Genomic DNA, 23,454 nt, shown 5'->3' with positions numbered 1-23,454 from the left:
TTATACTTCCTCATTAATCTCTTGGAGCAATCGGGCGATCAGTTCAGCTTCACCCATATTTTCAATTTCTTCAGGCAGAACATCCTGGCTCAGGCAACTCAGTTCATCCGCGGAGAGATCGTTGTTGTCCTGACGTTCCACATTTTCGGATCCAGGCAAGCTTGCTGTTTGATCTGTTTCAAGGAAACTTTCCAGTTCATCCCACTCAATCAGCGAGAGAATATGGCCCGATAACTCGATGATATTCGGGTAGTTGAACAGCACCTGGTTATCCAGTTCCAGTCGAAACCGCTCTTCGAGGAGGGTTTTGAACTGTGCAGAGATGATGGATTCTAGGCCCAACTCAAAGAAGCCCTGCTCGATATCAGGGAGTCTGCCTTCCGTAAAGACAAGCAAGGAGGCGACCATTTTTTGGACATAGGTGACCATCAATCCCTGGTGCTCACTATCCGGTGAATCGAAAAGTTGATATAGGAATTCCGTGTCCGTACCATCAGCCTCGTCGTTATCGGCCTGGCTGGAAGAATCCATGCCCGTATCGCTTGTGCTATCAGAGCTGGCCGGCGATATTGTCTGAGGCTCATCAATCCTGGATACAGCAACTTCTTCCGCAGCCTTTGTCACCTCAACCAGAGTTGAGACCTCGTCCGGGGGTGAAGGCTCTCCAGGAGTTCCATAGAACCAGTGTCTCTCTTTTTCAAAAGGATACACGGGCAAGGAGGCGCGATAAGGAAGATAGTCGGCATAAAGTTCGGTCAAATGGTCGGCCAAATGAATATCCGAACGCTGTACCCATTGTTCAGCAAGACTAACAACCCTGTCTTCCGGCGTCAGATGCTCATTTTCAGCGGCAGGATTTTCCGGTTGTGCCCTGTTTGCCGCTAACGCTACCTTTCCGGTATAGAGCCCTTTCATTTTCTCCAGTTTTTGATTTCCATCTGCTCTCAGATATTGCTCGAGTAACTGGATGAGTTGTTCGTATCCGGAGGCAACAAAAGCAACCCTGTACGGCAAGGTGATACGGCCTGTCTGCAGTGTAAACGCGATATCTCTAAGATCGGGCAGCGCTATATCGTTGTCCCCTTCGCCTGTTGGGGCCCCGCTCATCTCTGGTAAGTTGCTTGTCAGGTAATTTTTCAGTTTGATAGCGTAATCTTTTAGGACTTTATCGCTCTTGGCCGACAAAGGAACAAGTACCAGCGCATCACTCTTCGGCTGTGGACATTCTGCTTCCGCTTCATATTCCTCGATAATCAGGTGAACATTGACTCCTCCGACTCCGAACGAGCTGACGCCTGCGCGTCTTGGTATCTCGATTTGTTTGTCTTGGTCCAGTATCGGTTTTTTCCATTCCTCGGCTGTCAGCTGAACCCGGAAAGGCGTATTGGCAAAATCAATATTTGGATTCGTTCGCTCGGCGTTGAGCAAGGTCGGCACCAGCACTTTATGCTTGAACTGGAGCAGCACCTTAGCAACCTGGGCAATTCCCGCCGCTGCCTCAAGATGGCCGATATTCGATTTGACCGAGCCAATCGAACAATATTGCTTATCGGAAGAATGAGCACCGAACGCATCGGTCAAAGCCGATATCTCAATGGGGTCGCCAAGAGAAGTTCCTGTACCATGCGCCTCGATATAGCTGATGGTCCGGGGATCGATATTTGCCTTTTCCAGCGCTTTTTTGACAACCTCGGCTTGTGCAACAGGATTGGGCACGGTATAGCCGTGGGTCCTTCCGCCGTGATTGACCGCCGAAGCCTTGATTACGCCATAAATGTGATCCCGATCTCTTTTGGCTTTCCATAATGGCTTCAATAATACAGCTCCGGCGCCTTCACCCGGAACATATCCGTCCCCGCCTTCGCCAAAACTTCTGCAGTGGCCGTCCGAGGCCAAGAATTTCGCCCAGTCCAAGGTGAGATACTTGCTCGGGTGCAGGGATAAATTAACCCCCCCTGCTATGGCCATGTCACATTCGTTCTTAAGCAAGCTTTCGCATCCGAGATGGATGGCATAAAGGGACGAGGAACAGGCCGTATCAACCGAGAGGCTCGGACCGCGCAGGTTGAGAAGATAAGAAACGCGATTAGCCACCGAAAAAATCTGCGAATTTAGCGGCATAGCATTCCCTTTCGCCATCTCAGTTGCGCCAAACAGGCCATATCCGTTAAAAGTGACCCCGGCGTACACCGCCACATTGCCCCTATTGTCGCCGGCATCTGGGTCCTCCAATGCATGAGGAGTATACCCCGCATCTTCCAGGCAACTCCAGGCAGCCTGAAGGAACAAGCGTTCCTGCGGATCCATGAACGCGGCATTGATAGGTGCAATATTAAAGAATTGAGGGTCGAATTTATCGGCATCTTCGACAAAACCGCCCCATTTACATGCAATGTTCGGATATTGCCGATGATCCCATCTCTCCTTCGGAATCTCGGTAATACAATCTTTAGCTGCCATTAGATTTTGCATGAACTCTTCCATATTCCCCGCTTGAGGGAACATGCCGCTCACACCAATAATCGCGATTCCTTGTTCAGAATCGGCCTGCTCGGCATCGAGAATGTCCCGTTGTTCAGGTGATGGCGCAGCAATGGCTGCAGAAACCGGAGACACATTCCCAGTCCTCACAGGAGGATCCATCAACCAATGCTTTTCAGGCAATTTGAGAGCTAAAATGGATTTTTCCCGCTGCTGCTCCACAAAATACCGGCTCAGGGCTTTCAGGTTCTTATAGGTAAAGAGCAGGGTGGATGGCAGTTTGCCAAAGATCGTTTCAAAATATTTATTGATCTGATTTATATAAATGGAATCAATCCCATAAGCATCAAATTCTACCGTGGCTGAAAGTTGGCTAACCGGGATTTTCAGTATCGTAGAGAAAGCCTGTTTCAAATAATCGAGCACAGCCTCGCTCAATACCCGGTCATCAATCTGGTCGCCATCCGCCAGGAATACTTGGGCTTGGCCAACTGCAGGCGTCTCGCCCCGCTCCGGCGGGGAAACTACAGCCGCTTCGGGATAGCGATCATCCGGAACAAGCCTGCCATCTCCTCTGTCTGGAATGATCCAGTGGCGCTCCCGCGCAAAAGGATAATTAGGGAGCGAGAGCCTTCTTGTTTTCCGGTTGTCATGCAGTATTTCCCAAGTAACATCAGCTCCCATGACCCATAGTTCGGAAATTCCCACCAGGTCTCCCTCTTGCATAAGCTTTTTCAGATGCTCTTTCGCTACCTCGCCGTTTAAGAGAATATCGAGTTTTTCCCTGAATTCGGTGGTATTTCCAAGCTTCAGATTTGGATTATCCAGCTTGCCATTGCAGTAATCGGCTAATCCACTCTGTAAATCATCTAAGTTGGATGCGATAATGGCCAGCCTTTCTTCCATATTCTCGCGCCCGACTTGAAGCGTATAGGCCAGATCTGCAAGGGAAACGGTATCCGCAGCTTCAGGTTCATGCTCAACTACCGGCCCTTCCAGCGCTTCATCAGCATAATGCGAGGCCAAATAATGGGCCAACTGATTGACAGTGGAATGCTCAAACGTCACATCACGAGGGATGTCCGATCCCCATTTTTGCTGCAGCCATTCACTGAATGCCGTCAGGCTATATTGGTCAAATCCATAGTCGGTAAAGTGCTCGTCGGCATTCACCACTGTTTGATCGATGCTGAGCATCTCAGCTACCTCTTGGATGACCTGCTGCCTGATCGCTTCAATCCGGTTGGCTTCCGATAATAGACCGGTAGGATTAGGAGTTACCGATCGATTAAGGAAGGAACGCATTTGTTCAACATAGGCCTTTAACCTTTCTTCGTTACGGGCAGAGAGCACAATAAGCTGCGGATTATCATCCCTGTCCAGTAACGGTGATACGGGTTCTTCATATTCCTCAAGAATAATATGGGCATTGGCGCCCCCTGCTCCAAAGGAGCTGATGCCTGCCCTTCGAGGATAACGATGTTCCCTGTTATTCTTCGAGACAACGGGCTGTTCCCACTCTTGGAGTGTTTGCTGGACATAAAATGGCGTATCCTTGAAAGTAATATAAGGATTCAGCTGCTCCGAGTGGAGGGACGGAACCAGTTGCTTATGCTTCATCTGAAGCAAGACTTTGGTAATTGCCGCAATCCCGGCTGCTGATTCCAGATGACCGATATTCGATTTGACCGAGCCGATAGAGCAATACTGGCGCTCATTCATATACTCGCCAAAGGCCTTGGAAATACCGGCAATTTCAATCGGATCACCTAATGCGGTACCAGTTCCGTGACTCTCTACATAGCTGATCGTGTTTGCATCAATTTTAGTCTTCTGCAGCACCTCCTTGATGAGGTCTCCTTGAGCGTTAGGATTAGGTACCGTGTAACCGCTTGTTTTGCCGCCTGAATTAATCGCACTTCCCTTGATGACCGCATAGATATGGTCCCCATCAGCAATGGCTCTGGTAAGTGACTTCAATACAACTGCTCCTACGCCTTCGCCCGGAACATATCCGTCTCCGCCTTCACCGAAACTTCTGCACCGCCCATCACTGGAAACAAAGTTCCCTAGACTCAGGTGAAGGTATTTACTAGGATGGAGTGCCAAGTTGACCCCTCCGGCAATAACCACATTGGATTCACCCTTGCGAATGCTATCGCAACCCAAGTGAATAGCAGTCAACGATGAAGAGCACATTGTATCCAAAGCGATGCTCGGGCCGTTAAAATTAAAGAAATAGGAAACACGATTGGCAATGGACGCATAAGAGGAGCGCGCAAAAATCCGGTTTCCGTTGGCTTCGGTTTCAAGCAACTGGTACAAACCGTACATGACTCCGACAAATACCCCGACTTTTTCCTTTTCCAACGCATTCCGCGGGTATCCTGCATCCTCAAGGGCATGCCAAGTCGTCTCCAGGAACAACCGTTCCTGAGGATCGATAAATTCAGCATCTGCAGGTGGGATATTGAAGAAAAGGGAATCAAACATCTCCACATCTTCAATGAATCCTCCCCATTTACTGTAGGTCTTCCCTGGTATACCCTTTTCAGGATCATAGTAACGTTTGTGATCCCATCTCTTGTCAGGTATTTCTGTAACACAATTTTTTCCGGTTTTTAAATTTCCCCAGAACTCATCGAGCGTACGGGCCATAGGATAGCGTCCGCTTACCCCGATAATCGCGATTTCTTCCTCTGGGAGCCTTCCTTCCCGTGGAGCGGTCCGAGCAGGCTGCAGTAACGATAACCGAGATGTGCGAACCTGTTCCTTTTTCCGAATCCGGGCCATGTCCTTATCTTCCGATTTTGCCGGACGACTTTCGGAAATTTTGCCGAAGAGCTTCAGTAGGCTCTCCTTTTTATTTTCCAACAGGTAACGGGCCAGTTCTTTAATATTCCCATACTCAAAAAAGAGAGTTTTGGATAGCTCGCCCAAGTCCTCTTCCATGGATCGGTTCATCCCGATAATTAAAATGGAATCAATCCCATACTTGCCAAAGGATTCATCAACTCGTATTTTCCCCTTGGAGATTTTGGTTGTACGGGATACCAAATCTTTAAGGTAGCTTTCGATCTGACTAAGCAGAACCTCTTGATTGGCCTTAGGCAAGCTGGTCACCGCTTCGTTCTGAGCAGTACTCTTATTCCCGTTTGTTGCAATTTCCTGATTCGAAGGTGCCGTCAACGCTTTCCGAATTCTGCTCACATCCCCCTTAAGCGCAAGAAGATGCGTAGCCGACAGCTGCAATCCCTGTTCAAAGACCGGAATGCCATCTGCACTGGATAGGGACAGCATCCCCATTCCATCTTTCATTAACCTTAGCGATTCCTCGTCAACGGTCATTCCGCCTTCTTCCCATAACGGCCAGTTGATGGACAGGGTCTTGCCAAGCCGCTTGCCATCTGCACGCTGAGTTTCCCGCCATTGCGCAAAATGATCCATATAACTATTCGCATAGCCGTAATCACTCTGACCGATATTGCCCAGCACTGCTGCTGCCGACGAAAAGAGAACCATGAAATCAAGCGGCTCATCTCGGAGCACTTCATCAAGATACTTCGTTCCGTATACTTTGGCGGACAGTACCTCGCCGATCTCTTCCGCACGTTTTTTCAGCACAAACGCATCCCTGAGCACCCCGGCGGAATGGATCACGCCATCGATTCTTTTGAACCTGATTTTGGCTTCAGCTACAATCTCCTCAACATCTTTCCGCTTGGATACATCGGCCTTGACATATAAAATCTCCGCCCCTGCCGCTTCCAGCTCTTTAAGCTTAGCGCGGTTTTCCTCGTTCAGGTCGCTTCGACCAGTCAGCACGAGCCGTGCTTTTGCCTTTTGAGCGAGATAACGAGCAAATACCATGCCCAGCTCACCCAATCCGCCTGTGATGACGTATACACCACCATCTTTGATCAGGCTGCTTGATTCAGACTCAAGCCTCGCTTCAATTTCCTTCATTCCTTTTACTAACCTAGTACTGCCCTCATAACGTATTTCGATTGCTGCATCCATCTTATTGAACTCTTCTAATAACAGATCAGCGTCTGAACGCTCGGCTAGCCCCTCGACTGAAGTGCCCGCTCTCTGTATTTCGATCGTTTTATAGAGGAAAGCAGGGTTTTCCATCCGGATGACTCTTGAGAATCCACTCATGGCGCTGTATTCCGGTATGACCTCATCCTTGTTCGTGACGAACGCAAAGAGTAACTGGATTTTGAAATCAGGCTTTTGCTCCATCAACGCCCGACTCAAATAAAAGAGGGAATAAATCCCCTGTTCGAGCTGGATGTCCAACTCCTTCTCCATTTCTGCCATGCGCATACTGTTCTTGTAAAAAATAATTCTCTCTGGCCGTAATCCTTGGCGGCTGAGTTCCTGCAACAATTTCTTGTAATCCTCTTGTAGTGAAGGATTTAACTCGAAAACGCCATTGCCCAGTTCACGGTACGCATTTCCTGGGTTCACCAGAATGACAGAGGATGCATCGCTCTCGTTCTTAAGCCGCTTCTCTATTAAATGAGATAGCTCTTTATTTGTGTCGAACACCAAAACTGTACCACCTACATGGCGTTCGGAGATTCTGTTATTTAACGATTTATTCCACTCAGTCGTAAAATACGGAGTCCCAATTTCAATCCCGCTCTCTTTAATAGAGATGGAGTGCGCAAGACTTGTTTGATTCATTCTGTCAGTTAAGGCTGAATCGCTTCCCTCGTTTACCTCATTTACCATAAAAGACTTCAACGTAAAATCATCTAAGATGGCTAATATTTTGCCTGAACCATCCGTAATGGTGATGTTGAATTTATGGATTGACGACTGTACCGCATTCGGGTTGCTTGACCATGTTACGTGCACGATGCACTCTTGTGTCAACGGAGCGAATATCCGGATCTCCGATAACGCAAATGGTATAAAGAGAGCAGGAGCGGAATGCTCATCTTGTTTCATCAAACCGATTACAGTTTGGAATGCCCCGTTCAATAGCCCGGGATGAAGCGCATAATCGCTCAAGTCATCTTTCTGGCCAGACGGCAGTGTTAAGAAAGATAACGCTTCGGATTTGTTGTAATACAGCTCCTGTATCACCTGGAATTGCGGCCCATTAATTAGACCACTAGCATTCATGGAATCGTAACATTCAGCACCTTTGATTAGGAATTGACAACGTTCCCTAATCGCCGTCGTATCAAGAGATACTGGATCGGCTTCGGCCAGCGGGAGATCCTCGTATTCCAACCTTCCCTGAGTACAAATGATCCGCTCACTCTCCGCCAGAGCACTCATCTGTACCGTTTCATCAACAATACTTACCTCAAAATCAGCAGTATTGCCACTTGGGTAAAGATGAATATACACTTTACAGTTATCGTTCTTCGCTTCGATCTGGTTAAGCCAGAGGATATCCTTAATGACCGGTATCTTCTTTTCCGCGCTCAACTGGCCAGCTGCCCGCGCCATTTCCAGAGTCGCTGCACCAGGCAATATTTTTCGTTCTCCCAAACAGTGATCGGCTAGGAAAAACTCTTGTCCTGTAAAGCTGGAGCAGAAACGCTGTTCATAGAAGCTTGAGATGTTTTGATGCACGAGTGGATGAATTTTATCCACCTGTTTAGTACCATCACTCTTACTAAGCAGCATCGGTGTCGGGCTAAACGATACCCAGTATCTATCGCGCTCAAAAGGATAGGTCGGCAGGCTGACGCGCTTAGGCTTGTTCTCTCCATACAGCTTGCTCCAGTCGAGAGACAGGCCCTTAACCCAAAGCTCCAGCAATTTCGCATACTTGGCCTGTTTGATCCATTTATCCAATGCATCCTGAAGTTCCTTATCCGAATCAAACACGCTCAGCACATTGTTGAAGCTATTTGCCTGATCCCTGAAAATACTGCCTGTTCCATTTCTTCCTTCCAAATAATCGTTCAATTTCTCCTCAAGCTCAGCAGTCGAGGTTACGGTAAACGCAAGACGCTCCTCCATTGCCTCCCGACCGACCTGAAGCGTATATGCCAAGTTACGCAAGTCTACAACTGCCTGTTGCTCTTTGCGAACCCATAAAAGCAATTGCTTTGCCTGTTCCTTAAGCTGTTCTTCTGTTTTGGCAGAAAGAACAATGATGACCGGTTGTGAGCTAGCAACAACAGGCTGTGATGATTCCTGCGGGATATATTCTTCGATGATTAGATGCGCATTGGCGCCACCTGCCCCGAAGGATGAGAGCCCCGCGATTCGCGGATATTCCCTGTTCTCGCCATTATGGCTGATCAAAGGACGCTTCCACTCCGTTAGCTCTTGAGGAACCATAAACGGACTATTGTCGAAATCGATATGAGGATTGAGCTCCGTTGAATGTAACGAAGGAGCAATCTGCCCATACTTCATCTGCAAAAGCACCTTGGTTACCCCAGCAAGTCCTGCTGCGCTTTCACAATGGCCGATATTGGATTTTACGGAACCGATCTGGCAAAACTGTTGATCTAGCGTCTGGTCTTCAAAAGCTCTTTTCAGGCCAGCGATCTCTATCGGATCGCCCAGCGAGGTGCCGGTACCATGAGCTTCGATGTAGCTAATGGCTCTTGGATTTATTCCAGACTGCTTCAGCGCTCTCTTGATAACACTAGTTTGAGCGCTAGGGTTAGGCACCGTGTATCCGTTTGTTTTGCCCCCATGGTTGATTGCCGATCCTCTTATAATGCCGTAAATATGGTCTCCATCGGCAATCGCCTTTGCCTTTGGTTTCAGTAGGATCGCTCCAACACCTTCCCCTGGTGTATAGCCATCCCCTCCAGCGCCAAAGGTTTCGCATCTTCCCTTGCTCGACATGAATCCGCTTTGACCAAGCATCAGGAACTTATTAGGATGAATGGAAAGGTTGACCCCACCGGCAACCGCCACTTCACACTCTCCGTTCATAATGCTCTGGCAGGCAAGGTGGATCGCGACCAACGATGAGGAGCACATCGTATCAACCGCCATACTCGGACCATGGAAACCGCAGAGATAAGAAACACGGTTGGCAATCGATGCTGGACTGCCAGTAAGCGTATACATGTTGCCTTGTAGTTGCGCCTGCGCCCCATACAGCTGGTATTCCTCATACATGACACCTACGAAGACACCGACATTGCTCGTGAATCCGAACTCCATATTCCTGCCAAGCGTATTCCGGGTATATCCGGCATCTTCGATCGTATGGTACACGCACTGCAAGAACAATCGTTCCTGAGGGTCCATGATTTCCGCTTCACGCGGAGAGATATTAAAAAAGAGGGGATCAAAACAATCTACCCCATCGATGAAGCCGCCCCATTTCGCATAGGTCTTGTTCGGCTTGTTTTTATCTTCGTCGTAGTAGACACTATGATCCCAGCGTTCTTTGGGAATCTCGGTGACGCAATCCCTTCCCTCCTTCAGGTTGTTCCAGTATTCCTCAAGGCTCGCCGCTTTCGGATATTGTCCCGCCACTCCGATAATGGCCAGATCTAATCCGCTGGACACTCTCTCATCTGTCTCACTAGAAATAAACAGAGAGGATTTTTTATTCTTCCATAGCGGGGTCTTCACTTTAAGTCCTGGACCAGCCTGTTTTGCAGCCACGGTTGTGTTATGCTCCATTGGCTGAGGTGAAACCGGATTTGTGTCAATGCCTAATATCCTCCTCACGCGTTCAGGATACGATTCACAAAAATACCGCGATAATTCCATCAGGCTCTGGTACTCGAAGAATAATGTTTTGGGCAGAGAACCAAAGCTCTTTTCTAGTTGACTGGTCAATTGCATGATCAACACGGAATTAATTCCGTATGTTTCTAATGGAACACGGGCGTCAATTCGTTCAGCCTGAAGCTTGAGCTCGGAGGAAAGCATACGCTTTAGTACGTTGACAAACTGTTCCTGAATGCTCTCCTCATCGTACGGCGTGTAGGAAGTTAGTTCCGTAATCAACGATTGCTTCCCTGTATCTGCGGAATCAGGTAAACGGTTGAACAAATAACTGCGAATCTTCTCAGCATGGCCTTCAAGCGCTATTACTTGGGTCTGGTCGGATGCCACACTCGCATACAACAGCTCCATTCCTGTTGTTGTGCGCATCGGAACAAGGCCGGTGCCTTCCCGGATCAGCTTTTCGATTTCAACGGCGATCCTCATTCCCCCGTCGCTCCATAACGGCCAATTGATCGATAAGGTATGCCCGGAACGCTTGCTCTTCGCTACCAAATCATTTCTGCGAGCGGCAAAATGGTCCATAAAAGCATTTGCGGCCGCGTAGTCGGATTGACCAATATTGCCTGTAACGCTTGCCATGGAGGAGAAGAGGATCAAGAAATCCAAAGGCAGTTCTCTTGTTGCTTGATCCAGGTTGACGAGCCCCATAACTTTTGGTGCCAGAACCTCACGCAACTCCCTCTCGCTCTTCTTTAAGATCACACTATCGTGAATGACACCCGAACAATGAATAACACCTTGAATGCTTCCAAACTCTATAATTACTCCCTGAACAAGTTCATTGACCGACCGTTCATCCGTCACATCGGCTTCTTTGTATCGAACCGTAGCGCCGCCCGCTTCCAACTCTCTCAAGTGAGCCGTAGCATTTTCCTTGAGTGCTGACCGGCCTGCCAAGATCAGAACCGGATTCTTGGTTTGACGGGTGATTTCATCGGCAACAAGAAGCCCAAGGCCACCTGCGCCACCTGTAACAAGATATACCCCGCCATCCTTCCATGGAAGCTTCCGTCTTTCGTCAGAGGCAACGGTGCATTCCTTCAACTCCCATACCAGCCGCCCACGATCCGTGTAACGGACATGATGGTCCAACGGAGATTTGCTATTTTCATTCAGAATTGTGCTGATTTCATCGGCACTATTTCCCTGCTCTGATTCAATCAATTGACACAGGAGATGAGGCTCCTCCATCTGTGCTGTCTTCAGAAAACCGGACAGACCCGCAAAAACCTGAGTCTCGGTATCTGTATGGATATATAGCTGAATCAGGACTCTCTCTTTCCGCCTGCTGGCGAGGATATTCTGGGTTTCTTTTAACAGTTGAGCTGTATAGTCCTGGAACCGGTCCGCGACGCTTGACGCATCTGACTCCAAGGCAATACATGGGGTATCCGTCAATTGGGCTTTAACCCCTTCCAGGAGCTTATCTTTTGGCTCACAGAGTATGACTAGCCTCCGGCTATATTCAGGATTTTCGACGTCCACGGATACCGTTTTTTCTTCCCACTGCGGGCTGAACATTAGCTGTTCAGTTGGAGCGGTGCCCGATGCATCTAGCAAATCCGCTTCATTTTCAGGTGATCGGAATGAGATCTGTTTCAGACGAACACAGAGATGCCCATGGGTATCGTAAATATCGATATTGAGTTTCTGAATCCTGTCTCCCGGTTTACTATCCGCATCCGGGCGAATCATTGCCCACACCTTTGGAGAGCAAGCCCTAAAAATCTCCAATTCGTTTAATGCAAAGGGCAGTGCTGCTTTCCGTTTATCCTTCGTGCCAGTTAATTCCGTTTCGTATGATGATACCAGAGGCAACGAAAGACCGATTGTTGCCTGCAATGCGGAGTCGAGCAGGCTCGGATGAAGGATATATTCCGAGAAGCTGTTCTCAAGGGAAGACGGCAAGGATAGGCCAGCCAGAACCTGATTCTCACCCTGATACACGTTGTCAATCCCCTGATGACTTGGTCCATAATCGATCCCCAATGTTCTGAAAAGGTTGTAGTACCCCTTCCCATCTAAGCTGCTTACTCTGCATTGCGACTTGAGAGACTCGATATCCATTGGCGAAATATCCGCAACTTGATCCAATTGGGCATTTCCCTGACAATGAACCAAAGGTTCCGCCTCTTCATCCGCTCCATCACGATAGATCGTAAAAGCGATCTCGCCCGATTCGTCGGGAAGGAGTGAAATATGAAGCGTTACCGGCTGATTCCCAACCTCGACTGGCATGATCCACACAACATTTGTTAGACGTATGGATATACCATCCTCCGCCTTAAGTCCCATTGCACATTGGACAGCCGCGCGAGCCATTTCAAGGTAGACCACACCTGGCAAAATCTTTTTCCCTTCTACCAGATGATCTTCCAGGAAAAACTCACTTCCGCTGAAGCTTGAGCTAAAGCGCAATTCATAAATGTTCGATGTATTCCGATGCAAAAGGGGATGAATCGATTCGACAGATAGGGTCTTTCCTTCGTCCCTATTTTCGATATCCAGCACCCAACAACGTTCCTTGGCAAAAGGATAAGTCGGCAAAGGTATACGGTAAGGGGTCTGCTCCGAATATAACAAACGCCAGTCCAGAGCCACGCCAGCAACCCATAACTCGGCGATTTTATTAAGCTCCCGTGCATGCATCAAGGATGAAATGAACGTATTTCCAGTATCACCTTCAACAATCGGCCCTGTTTTCAGTTTATCGTTGAGGATATTCCCCCTGTAAAGCTGCTCGATTCTCTCTTTTCCTTCCAGATATAGCGCCAGCTTTTCTGTCAACTCATCCATGCTCTTCGCAACAATTGCCAGCCGTTCCTCCATGGCCTCCCTTCCAACTTGCAACGTATAGGCAACCGAAGCGGTATCTAAGGAAGGCAATAAATCTACGGTTTGTGGCTCTGATGCTTCTGCTTCCGCAAGGCTGCCGACATATTCCACAAGGGAATCAATGGAACGCAAGGAATTGAACATCGCAGGCGGTATATCAAGCTCCAGATTTTGAATAACTTGGTTCAGGAAAAGCTGGAATTGAACCTGATCGAATCCGTATTCCTCCACATTCCTGTTCGGATCGATATCAGATTCATTCACGCCGATGATTTGAGAGGCGATGGAGATGATCTCATCGCGAATTTTCGTTAATGAAAGTGTGCCAGTTGTCGGCCGAGAGATGTCGGACGGCAGTATGAGTGCCGATTGACCTGCTGGCAGCGAGCCTGTCCGCTTTTTCAGATAATCAAGGAGCAAAGCAGTATACTCCTTCAGTCTCTCTTCGTTCCGGGCAGAGAGAACGTAAAGCTCCGGAACATTGTTCTCTCCTGAAGACTCCGGAACCATCGACTGATATTCCTCGACGATAATATGGGCATTGGCTCCCCCAGCACCGAATGAACTGATTCCTGCCCGCCGCGGGTAACGGCTTTCTTTCCCGTTTTTCCGGACTACCGGCTCCTCCCAGTGCTGCAGCGTCTGCTGGACATAAAAAGGTGTTGTCTTGAAACTGATATACGGATTGATTGGTTCGGAATGAATCGAGGGAACCAATTGACGATGCTGCATTTGGAGCAGCACCTTAGTCAGTCCAGCAATCCCGGCTGCGGACTCGAGATGGCCGATATTCGATTTAATCGAGCCGATGGCACAGTATTGATTGTCGATCGTCTGTTCCCGGAATGCTTTGGTCAATCCCGTAATCTCTATCGGATCTCCCAAAGAAGTTCCTGTCCCGTGAGTTTCAATATAACTGATCGTCCGCGGGTCGATGTCGGTCCGGTCAAGCGCCGCTTTGATCAGATCGCCCTGGGCGTTCGGATTGGGAACGGTAAACCCGCTGGTTTTCCCGCCGGAATTAATGGAACTGCCCTTGATCACCGCATAGATGTGATCCTTGTCTGCCATGGCTTTACGTAATGGCTTTAACAAGACGGCTCCCACGCCTTCCCCAGGAACATATCCGTCCCCGCCTTCCCCGAAACTCCTGCAGCGGCCATCGCTGGAAGTGAATTTGCCCATGCTCAACAGGATATATTTATTGGGATGGAGAGTAAGATTCACTCCTCCCGCAATGACAAGGTCGCTCTCGCCATTTCGGATGCTCTCACACCCCAGATGGAGGGCTGTCAACGATGACGAACACATTGTATCCAATGCAATGCTCGGTCCCTGGAAGTTGAAAAAATAGGAAACGCGGTTGGCGATCGAGCTGTAGGAGGATCCGACCGGAACTCTCGTTCCTTTAATCTCACCGTCGAACAACTCGTACATACCGTTCATGACACCAACAAAGACCCCTACTTTATCCTTCTCAAGAGCGGATCGGGTATAGCCGGCATCTTCTAGGGCTTGCCAGGAAACCTGCATGAAGAGCCGAGCTTGAGGATCTATGAATTCAGCATCGATGGGCGGAATATTGAAAAAAAGCGGATCGAACATCTCCACATCGTTAACGAATCCACCCCATTTGCTATATGTCTTCCCTATCTTTTCCTTGTCCGGATCGTAATAACGGCGATAATCCCATCTCTCCGGAGGGATTTCAGTGATGCAGTCCTTTCCGTTTTTCAGGTTTTCCCAGAATTGCTCCAGGTTATCAGCCATGGGATAGCGTCCGCTCACCCCGATGATGGCGATATCGTCCGCATATCGGCCGGTTTCCCCTTGAGTCTGTCCGTCCGATGAGGAAAAACGGAATCGGTCCCCAACAACGGTTGTTTTTTTATCCCATTTTTTTCTCGAGGGTCCCACTCTGGCCTCTTCCGCGTTATTAACAGGCACTTTTCCAAACAGTTTTACTAAAGTTTCTGTCTTATTCTCGATGAAGTAGCTTGCCAGTTCCCGAATATTCCGATATTCAAAGAATAGTGTCTTGGACAGTTCGCCCATCGATTCCTCCAGTGAGCGGGTAAGACTCATAATTAGGATCGAATCGATACCGTATTTTTCAAATGATTCCAGAACATCGATTTTATCGACATTGATTTGTGTTTTTTGGGATAAGACCTCTTTAAGGTAGCGCTCCGTCTCTTCCCTTAATCGCTCTCTTCCCGATTCCGCCGCTTCGATTCCTACTCCTGGATGAGTACTCTCGCGATTGCGCGCAGAAATTTGCCCATCCGTCCCTCCACTGTGAGGGCTGGCAATATGAAGCGCTTGACGGATCATGTTCCCCTTTCCTTTGATAACAATCAACTGGTGAACCGGACTGCGCAACGCGTCCTCCAATGCCTGAATGCCTTCTTCCCGGCTCAAAGAGATCATTCCTGCGTTCTCTTCCATCCACTTAATCGACTCACGCTCGATGGTCATCCCGCCATCCGCCCATAACGGCCAATTAATGGAAATGGTTTTACCAGACCGCTTCCCTTCTGCCCGGTGCTCTTCCCGACTTGCTGCAAAATGATCCATATAACTGTTGGCATACCCGTAATCGCATTGTCCGATATTCCCCAATGCAGAAGCCACGGAAGAAAACAGCACAAAAAAGTCGAGCGGTTCGTCCTTTAGCATCTCATCCAGATACATTGTCCCGTAGACCTTGGCAGCCAGGACTGCCGCCATATCCTCCTTGCTCTTGTTCAAGATGAAAGCATCCTTGATGACGCCTGCCGAATGGATAACGCCGTCGATTTTATTGAATCGTGCTCTCGCTTTGGACACAAGTTCTTCGACATCCTGCCGACTCGATACATCCGCCTGGACATAAAGCACCTCTGAACCGGAGGCTTCGATTTCTTTCAGAAGGTTCAAGACTCTTTCATCCTGTTCCCTGCGGCCTGCCAGCACAATTCTGGCTTTTACCTTCTCACATAAATACCGGGCGAATATTAATCCAAGCCCTCCGAGACCGCCGGTGATGAGATATACACCATTATCCCTTATCAAGCTGTTGGAAAGAGGCTCTTGCTCCCTTCCCGTCTCTCTGATTTTCTTGGCCCAGCGCCGCTGTCCATCATGGCGAATTTGGATCTCGCGGTCTTTCTCGAGGAATTCCCTCCATAATAACGCTGCAATTTCGGACAAACTCATCCTTGAAGTGATTAGTTCAAGCGTTTTATAAATAAATGCAGGATTTTCCATTTGTATGATTTTGGAAAACCCGCTCATTGCACCATATTCCGGAATTGTTACCTTTTCCTCACCTGGAAACGCATAAAGGAGTCGCACCTTATTCTGCGGCCTCAGTTCCATTAGCGTCTGACTCAAAGCAAGTACAGAATAAATACCCCGTTCCAGCCTTGTATCGATCCGGTTCGGTTCTCTGACCGATTCATCGGATGACCAATAGTGGATAATCCGGTTAGGGATAAGATCTTGATGTTTCAAATCCGCAAGCAACGTCCTGTAATCTTCCGGATGCGAGGGATTGATATCGTAAATATGATTGCCGAGCGGCTTGTATTCGGTTCCCGGTTTGACCAAGATGATCGTGTTTGCCTTTTCCGTCTGATTGCCCGCCAGCGTTTGTAACGTATTGCGAAGTTCAGCATTCGTATCAAAAAGCAATACTGGTCCGGTCGATTCCGTTTCAGGTCGACCTTCCTTTGTATTTCCCCCCACTTCCTCCCATACGTTTTCAAAATAGAGTGTGGATTCAGGCGCTATGACAATTGGGTCAATCCCATCCGTCTGGTTACTCTTGTTCTGGACCGCCTTCACATGAAAACCTTCGATCTCCACACATATTTTTCCCGTACCATCTACGACTGTGATATCAAAACACTTTATCAGATCATCGCTATCTCCGGTATTCAACTGTTTTTTTGATCTCGTTGCGTACACATAGCCAGCTTCCGGCAGTGGAGAGCCTATCCGGATCCTGTCCATGGAGAAAGGCAGGTAGAGCCGATCTTTCTGCCCTTCACTTTTTTGCAAAAGTGAGGATATGGACTGTAATGCCCCATCCAGGAGGGCGGGATGTAAAATAAAATTTTTCTCCCCTTCACGCTTCTCCCTAATATCCGACACCATGAGCTTAAAGTGAGCCAACACCTCATTTTCGTTATAATTCACTTCCGCAATCGTCTGAAAGCAGGGCCCATACATCAGACCGTCGGCCTTCATCGCTTCATAAATCCTTTGACCTTCAATCCCGGTGCGACAGTGGGCTTTAAGTGTTGCGATGTCTAATGAATCTTGGCTGTCCCGTGCATCGGTGCTGTCCTCATATTCGAGTTTCCCCTCCGCGCACAGGATCTCTTCACCGCTATTCCGGCCTGATTCATCTGGAATGCTCACCTCGAAAACTGCTCTATTCCCATCCGGATACAGACGGATATTTACGGTCTGCCTGTCATCCTTAACCTCGATCGGGTAGAGCCAGACGATATCCTTGATACTGTAGACCGTCTTCCCGCCGGCTAGTTCACCGGCGGCCCGGGCCATTTCCAGAACAGCCGCCCCTGGCAGAATTTTTCGATCATTCACTCGGTGGTCGTCAAGGAAAAACTCATGACCGGTGAAAACCGAGCGGAAGATTTGCTCTGAAAAATCAGAAACATTCTCATGCAGCAATGGATGGATTAAAGTTGAATTCGGCTTGTCCACTGCTTTCCGCGGAGTGCCTTTCTCCTTTTGGAGCAACCAATGGACTTCCTTCTCAAAGGGGTAAGTCGGAAGGGAGAGCCGTCTCGCCGCATACCCGTCATACAAGGCTTCCCAGTCCACGACCTCGCCATTGATCCACCGCTGGGCCAGTTCAACAAGTTTTTGCGAATCAAGAGCATTTCCGATTCTTCTGTCTCCGGCCGCACTGCCGATATCCGAGTCTCTTTTCAGCCGGTCTGCAGCATCTTTGAGCCGGATATCGTTCTTTTTCACTTTGCCTCGGAATATGTCAGGACCCCCGTTCGTCAGATAAAGCGAGAGTTTTTCGGATAAATCCTCCCTTCCGGAAACAAGGATTGCGAGCCGTTCTTCCATAGGTTCCCTGCCTACTTGCAGGGTATATAACAAATTAACAAGATTGATTGCAGGATTTGCCTCGAGGCAGTCTTTCAACTTTTTGGCGTAAATATTGAGCTGGGCTTCGCTTCGTGCCGAAAGGAGAAACAATCCCGGATGCTGGCTGTTAATGGGCATCGGTGCTTCCTTTATGCCTGATGCATGCGAATCATCATACTCTTCAATTACAGCATGGGCATTAGTGCCGCTGTAGCCAAAGGAACTAATGCTCGACCGCCGGGGATAACCTTTTATCCCTTCCCATGATTTGGTGTCTGTGTTGATATAAAAAGGAGAATCCTTGAAATTGAAGTGTTCATTGGGAGTTTGGATGTTCAACGTCGGCACCAGTTTCTGGTGCTTCATGCACAACAATATTTTATGAAGACCCGCCATGCCTGCTGCCGCCGAAGTGTGACCAATGTTGCTCTTGACCGAACCGATAGCGCAATAGTTCTGTTTATCGTTTTTTTCACCGAATGCTGTTGACAAGGCTTCAAGCTCAATCGGATCTCCCAGTTTTGTGCCGGTTCCATGCATCTCAGCATAGCTTATGCTTGCCGGATCGATATCGTAGCGTTCATAAATATCCCGTACCAACTCGACCTGACTACCCAAATTGGGTGCTGTGATCCCATTTGTCTTTCCGTCTTGATTGATGCCGGACCCGATAATAAGGCCATAGATATGATCATGATCAGCGACCGCATCTTTCAGCCTTTTTAATACTACTGCTCCGGCGCCTTCCCCCGGAACGAACCCGTTCGCGCTGTTATCAAACGTTTTGCATTGACCATCCGGTGATAACATTCCGGTCGAACACATACCAATATAAGATTCTGGGGAGAGGTATAAACTCACCCCGCCTACCAACGCCATATCGATTTCTCCGCCCAACAGCGCCTGCGCGGCCAGGTGAGTAGCGACCAATGAAGAGGAACATGCCGTATCGATAGATACGGCAGGACCTTTCAGGTTGAGATAGTAAGCAATGCGTGCAGCACCGATGGCACTACTGTTGCCCGTAGCACTTATTTTTTCATTACCGCTTTGCTGAAGGAGCGCGCCATATTCACCATTGACAATTCCGAGGTATACACCGCATTTCTTATTGCTCAGAGCCCGGCGGCTATAACCGGCATCCTCAAAAGCTTTATATCCCTCCTGCAAGAAAATCCGGTGCTGGGGATCCATCATCTTGGCTTCCGACGGCGGGATTTCAAAAAACAAGGAATCAAAACATTCGGCATCGTCGATCATTCCAAGATGTTTGCAGTATACGCTCCCTTCTTTTGCAATTTGGGGATCATAATACTGATTTATATCCCACCGTGAATCTGGGATTTCTCGTATGGTATTTTTACCATTAACGAGAATATCCCAATATTGATCTGATTCATCCGCATTCGGATATCGACCGGATATGCCGATAATCGCAATCGCTTCCGTTTGATCAGGCGAATTACGGTTTTCCCGTTCTTCAATAGGTGCGCCCACATGAACACGGGTTTCAACATTACGCTCGCGCTCAGCTGAATTTTCCGGTATCAAGTCTATGCTGTTGTCATGATGACCGGAATTTATTTTTTGCAATTCTCTACTAGCCTCTTCCGGCGTTATTTTCTTTTCCTTCAGTGCTTTCAGTACATTCCTTAAATCCATGGCTTCATTTCTCCTTCTGATTCCCGAATATCAACTTTTCCGCATGATCAATATCCACTTTCCCTTGATATACCTGCAATAGTAATTGATCGAATGCCATCCGTTCCTCATGATTCAAATCAATGTCCTCAGGTTTTACGTCCATTTGTTCCAGCAAACCCAGAAGGTATTCCGCAAATTCGGGAAGGGTCGGATATTGATAGATCTTGGTCGTGCCGATCGATGTCTTAAATCGCTTATTGACTACACGGATCCATTCCACGCCTATAATTGAATCGAGCCCTATCTCTGTAAAACTCTTTTCGAGGTCAATATCCTCCAGATCCATGAACAATTCTTTGGCTAAACTACCCGACAACTCCCTTAACAGCGTTTCAATGGAGAACCCGGCTTTTAATCGGGCATCCGCTGCTGCATCGCCTCCATACTCGGACCGAGACATCGATACATCAGGGATCGCCATTGAATCCTCTTGCTCCTTGAGAATTGGATAGATTTGCATATCCGATTGTTCCAGTAAACCCAGAAGGTATTCCGCAAATTCGGGAAGGGTCGGATACTGATAGATCTTGGTCGTGCCGATCGTTGTCTTAAATTGCTTATTGACTACACGAATCCATTCCACGCCTATAATTGAATCAAGCCCTATCTCTGTAAAACTCTTTTCGAGATCAATATCCTCCAGATCCATGAATAATTCTTTGGCTAAACTACCCGACAATTCCCTTAACAACGTTTCGATGGAGAACCCGGCTTTTAATCGGGCATCCGCTGCTGTATCGCCTCCATACTCGGACCGAGACATCGATACATCAGGGATCGATATTGAATCCTCTTGCTCCTTAATCATGGGATAGGGTTGCACATCTGATAAGGACATGAGAGATATGTTTTCGGGTTTATTGATTGCAGGCTTAGCTTGCTTTGACTCTTTCTCCCCTCCCCCTTTATCAAGCTCCCTAGAAATGTATTCAGAGAACTCAAATACGGTAGGGTATTGGTATATTTTAGTAGTTGCGATCGCAATCTTATATTTTTTATTTAGAGCGCTAACCCATTCTACCCCGATGATAGAATCCAGTCCCAATTCAATAAAGGGTTTGTTCACGTCTATTTCGGCTGGATCGGTATAAAGTTCTTTGGCCAGGCTGCTGATCAGCTCATTTATCAATGCATCGGTTACATGACCGATATTGCTTTCTGATTCGGGCAGCAAGTCCGTTTGGGTCTCTAGATCCGGCAAAGTTACTTTAGGTTTTGCTTTCGTCTCGACTGTTTCGATTGTTTCGAATGTCTCTAATGTTTTGAATGACTGTGTCATCAATTCAAGATTGGCTGAAACAACCGAATCGGATTTCTGTGTTGGAGAAACGGATGAATCCTTCTGGTGCAACTGCTTCTGGCTATCAATCGCGATCGGATGAATCCTTCGGTTTTGTACCCAGTATTCTTTCTTGACGAACGGATAAGTCGGCAGGCTGATGCGGGAAGGTACCGTATCGCCAAAAAGACCCTGCCAGCTGATGCCATCATAACCAAGGCAATAGAACTCAGCCAGTGCATAGAGGATCTCCTGATAGTGATTCGGATCGGCAACAGCCTCCCGGCTCTGTTTCAGCATATCTTCCACAGATTTGCGAATGGCTGCCTGGTTGGTAAAGCTCCTCGCCACCAAGCCCTGGAACACGTTTGGCAAGCGCTCCTTGCCCCCTGCTTGTTTCAGCACCCGCATGGCATCCTCTCGATCCCGAATGACAACCGCACATCGGTGGTTGAAATGCTGTCTGCCTTCCAACAGCGTGTAACTGATCGCGGATAGCTCCCCTGCTCCGATCTCCTGCTTCGCTTCCAGCATCTCCGCCAGATCCTGAATCCGCTTCTGCAGCGATTCGGGGGTTTTGGCAGAGAAGGCGAGCAGGTAATAAGGCATTGGCTCTTGCGCGGCGACACGTCTCTTATCGCTGCTTTCCGAACCATGGCTTTGAAGCACCACATGCGCATTCGTACCACTCATGCCAAAGGAGCTCACTCCGCCCAGTCTCCGCTTTCCTTCCTGATCGGTCCATACCTTCCGCTCCCGGTTGATATAGAACGGGCTATCCTCCCAGTGAATATAATCGTTGACCTGTTCACAGTTAATGCTGGCGGGAATGGTCTCCTTTCTCATGGCAAGCGCCAGACTGATTAGGCTCACGATGCCCGATGTCGCCAAGGAATGGCCCAGATTGGACTTGGTCGAGGTTAAGGCACAGTAGCCCTTGCAGGCGGTGTCATTCTTGAATGCATCCACTAACGCATTGATCTCGACCGGGTCTCCCAACTTGGTCCCGGTTCCATGAGTGACGATATAGCCGATCTCTTCCGGACGGATATGGAAACGCTCATACACTTCCTTGAAGAGCATGGTCTGGGATTGACCGCTCGGAGCTGTAATGCCGTTGGTCTTCCCATCATAGTTGATTCCGCTTCCCACAATCGTTGCATACACCGGATTCTGATCCGCTTCTGCTTGCGAGAGCCGTTTTAACACCACCACGGCTACGGCCTCCGCAGGTACCATCCCGTTGGCACGCTTGCCAAAGGCGTAGCATTTACCATCCGGAGACAGCATTCCTGCTTTCTCCATCGCCAAATAGCTACTAGTCGTAGACATGAGATTAGCCCCCGCCACAATGGCTGTATCACATTCTCCATTCCGCAAACTTAAGCAGGCTTGGTGCACAGCTACCAAGCCAGAAGAACAGGCTGTATTAATGGCCATATTCGGTCCGTTTAGATTCAAGAAATAGGAGAGTCTTGCAGCCAGGATTGCATTATGATTAGATGTAACGCCACCTTCATCACCTACCAGCAACTGATAATCTCCCTCTTCGACTCCCACAAACATTCCGATCTTTTCACCGGCAAGCTGTTTGGACCCATAGCCCGCATCCTCAAGCGCTTTCCATGATTCCTGCAACAGCAGCCTCTGTCTGGGATCCATGCTCTCCGCTTCCCGTGGCGATATCTCGAAAAAGAGCGGATCAAACTCGGCCACTCCCGGAACAAACCCCATTCTCTTACCGGTTTCTGTTCCATTCTCCGAATGCCCATACTCCTCCCACCATTCAGCACGCTCTTTAGGGGCCTTGTGGATGACTTCCCTGCCTTCCAGCAGGATCGACCACATCTCCTCCACATTCCACGCATCCGGGAACCTGCCGCTCATCCCGATGATCGCAATCGGCTCGGCCTCGCTGTCACTCCTGCCTTTTCCGCCGGAATGAGATCTCCTCACTTTTCGGACTGTACGCTCACTTCTTGTCTTGGATACCACTTGTTCCTTTGCTACCACAGGAACAAGTTCCTCCTCCTGATAGAACTGTGTCATCTGCTCAGGATATTGGGTAAGGAAATAGTCACTCAATCTCTCAAGCGTTGGGTAACCAAAAAAGAGATCGGGGGTGATTTCCAGCTCATAACGCTCGCTTAAAACACCCGCAAACTCCACCAAGCTTATGGAGTCAAAACCAAAGCTCTCTAGATTCTCATCTGCATCCAGCTTCTCCTGCGGAATTTTAAGGATCTGATTGATCGTATCTTTTAATTCCCACAGCACGCACTGCTCCAGCGTCCAACCTTTCATCTCCA

2 protein-coding genes are annotated in these 23,454 nt (G+C 48.5%); both read right to left on the bottom strand.

The annotated features are described in order from the left end of the window. Positions 1-19,824 carry an SDR family NAD(P)-dependent oxidoreductase gene (locus tag A372_RS37130; protein WP_019419386.1) on the bottom strand — a complete coding sequence of 6,608 codons (19,824 nt, stop codon included), beginning with the start codon at positions 19,822-19,824 and terminating at the stop codon, positions 1-3. Between the two features lie 4 nt (positions 19,825-19,828). After that, a partial coding sequence (locus A372_RS33085; protein WP_019419385.1) for a beta-ketoacyl synthase N-terminal-like domain-containing protein occupies positions 19,829-23,454 on the bottom strand: 3,626 nt, incomplete at its 5' end.

The sequence above is a fragment of the Paenibacillus sp. OSY-SE genome (assembly GCF_000283315.1).
Classification (GTDB): Bacteria; Bacillota; Bacilli; order Paenibacillales; family Paenibacillaceae; genus Paenibacillus_B; species Paenibacillus_B profundus.
The sequence above is the reverse complement of the archived record's forward strand: the minus strand, read 5'-3'. Positions and strand labels throughout refer to the sequence as shown.

Coding starts and splice junctions, on each gene's coding strand:
- A372_RS37130 (WP_019419386.1), bottom strand. CDS start 19,824: ATGGATTTAAGGAATGTACTGAAAGCACTGAAGGAAAAGAAAATAACG.